General features: G+C 75.9%; 2 protein-coding genes. Both read left to right on the top strand.

Translation table 11 applies throughout. The features are described from left to right. Position 1: 1 nt before the first annotated feature. The gene (locus AC0CYZ_RS09080; protein WP_472214450.1) at positions 2-1,606 is read left to right on the top strand and encodes a MiaB/RimO family radical SAM methylthiotransferase; all 1,605 of its coding nucleotides are present in this window, start codon (positions 2-4) and stop codon (positions 1,604-1,606) included. After that, the coding region (locus tag AC0CYZ_RS09075; protein ID WP_472214448.1) for a CDP-alcohol phosphatidyltransferase family protein at positions 1,603-2,016 on the top strand (414 nt) is incomplete at its 3' end. The genes AC0CYZ_RS09080 and AC0CYZ_RS09075, both read left to right, overlap by 4 nt.

Below are 2,016 nucleotides of genomic sequence, written 5' to 3'. Positions count from 1 at the left end.
GCTGGTGACGCTCGGCTGTGCCCGCAACGACGTCGACTCCGAGGAACTCGCCGGCCGCCTGGCCGCCGAGGGCTGGGACGTCGCCGGCGGCGACGACGGCAGCGCCGACGTCGTCCTGGTCAACACGTGCACGTTCGTCGAGCAGGCCAAGAAGGACTCGGTCGACGCGGTGCTCGCCGCGGGCGGGCCGGACTCCAAGGTCGTCGCGGTCGGGTGCATGGCCGAGCGGTACGGCGCTGAGCTCGCCGAGGCGCTGCCCGAGGCGTCCGCCGTGCTCGGGTTCGACGCGTACGGCTCGATCTCGGAGCGCCTCGACGACGTCCTCGCCGGGCGCCGGCTCGCGCCCCACCAGCCGACGGACCGCCGCACGCTCCTGCCGCTGAGCCCGGTCAAGCGGCCCGAGGCGGTGCGCGAGGGCTCGATCCCCGGGCACGGCTGGCTGCCCGAGGTCCCGCGCAAGCGCCTCGACGACGCCCCGGTCGCCCCGCTCAAGCTCGCGTCCGGTTGCGACCGCCGGTGCGCCTTCTGCGCCATCCCCGCCTTCCGCGGCGCCTTCGTGTCCCGGGCGCCGGAGGACGTCGTCGCCGAGGCCGCCTGGCTCGCCGACCACGGCGTCGCCGAGGTCACCCTGGTCAGCGAGAACTCCACGTCCTACGGCAAGGACATCGACGCCCGCGGGGCCGCCGGCGGCGCGCTCGAGCGCCTGCTGGGGGAGCTCGCGGCCGTGCCGGGGCTGCGCCGGGTCCGGGTGTCCTACCTGCAGCCCGCCGAGGTGCGCCCGCCGCTGCTCGCCGCGATCGCGCGCACGCCCGGCGTCGCCGACTACTTCGACCTGTCCTTCCAGCACGCCTCCGGGCCGCTGCTGCGCCGGATGCGTCGCTTCGGGTCCCGGACGACGTTCCTGTCGCTCTGCGCGGAGATCCGCGCGCTGGCGCCCGAGGCCGGCATCCGGTCCAACGTGATCGTCGGGTTCCCGGGCGAGACCGAGGAGGACCTGGCCGAGCTCGAGGCGTTCCTCGCCGAGGCCGAGCTCGACGCCGTCGGGGTGTTCGGCTACTCCGACGAGGACGGCACCGAGGCCGCCGACCTGCCCGACAAGATCGACCCCGCGGAGGTCGCCGCCCGCGTCGAGCGGATCACCTCGCTGGTCGAGGTCGTGAGCGCCGACCGCGCCGCGCGCCGGATCGGGACCGAGGTGGAGGTGCTCGTCGAGCGCCAGGAGCTCTCCGAGGTGGCCGAGGCGGCCTACCCGGACCTCGCCGACCTCGAGGACCTCGACCTCGCCGAGCTCGGCCTCACCGAGGACGACGTCCCCGCGATGACCGATCTCGAGGACGCCGAGGAGGACGCCGCCGACGGTGACGCCGTCGACGACACCGACCCGGGCGACCTGGTGTGGATCGGGCGCGCCGCCCACCAGGGTCCCGACGTGGACGGCGAGTGCCTGCTGACCGGCGACGACGCCCTGCTCGGGGAGCTGACCCGGGGCGCCGTGGTCCGCGCCCGGGTGGTCGGCTCGGACGGCGTGGACCTGGTCGTCGAGGCGCTGGAGCTGCTCGCCCCCGGGCCGGGCGCCCCCGCGGCCGCCGTGGCCGGCGTGCGATGACCCAGCCGCCGGGGTCGCCCGCCCCGTCGTCCGCGGACGGCGGCGTGACCCCCGGCGCCGTGACGGGGTCCCCGACGACCGCGCGGGCCCCGGTCCCGCTGGTCAACATCGCCAACGCGCTCACCGTCGCGCGGCTCGTGCTCGTGCCGGTGTTCCTCGCCGCGCTGTTCGCCGGCGGGGGCCACACGCCGTCCTGGCGCTGGATCGCGTTCGCGGTGTTCGCGGTCGCCTCGCTCACCGACAGCTTCGACGGTGAGTTCGCCCGGCGCTGGGGCCTGGTCACCGACTTCGGCAAGATCGCCGACCCCATCGCCGACAAGGCCCTCGTCGGCGCCGCGCTCGTCGGCCTGTCGATCCTCGGCGAGCTGGCGTGGTGGGTCACGATCGTGATCGCCGTCCGCGAGCTCGGG

Source organism: Actinomycetospora sp. (assembly GCF_055612215.1).
The sequence above is the reverse complement of the archived record's forward strand: the minus strand, read 5'-3'. Positions and strand labels throughout refer to the sequence as shown.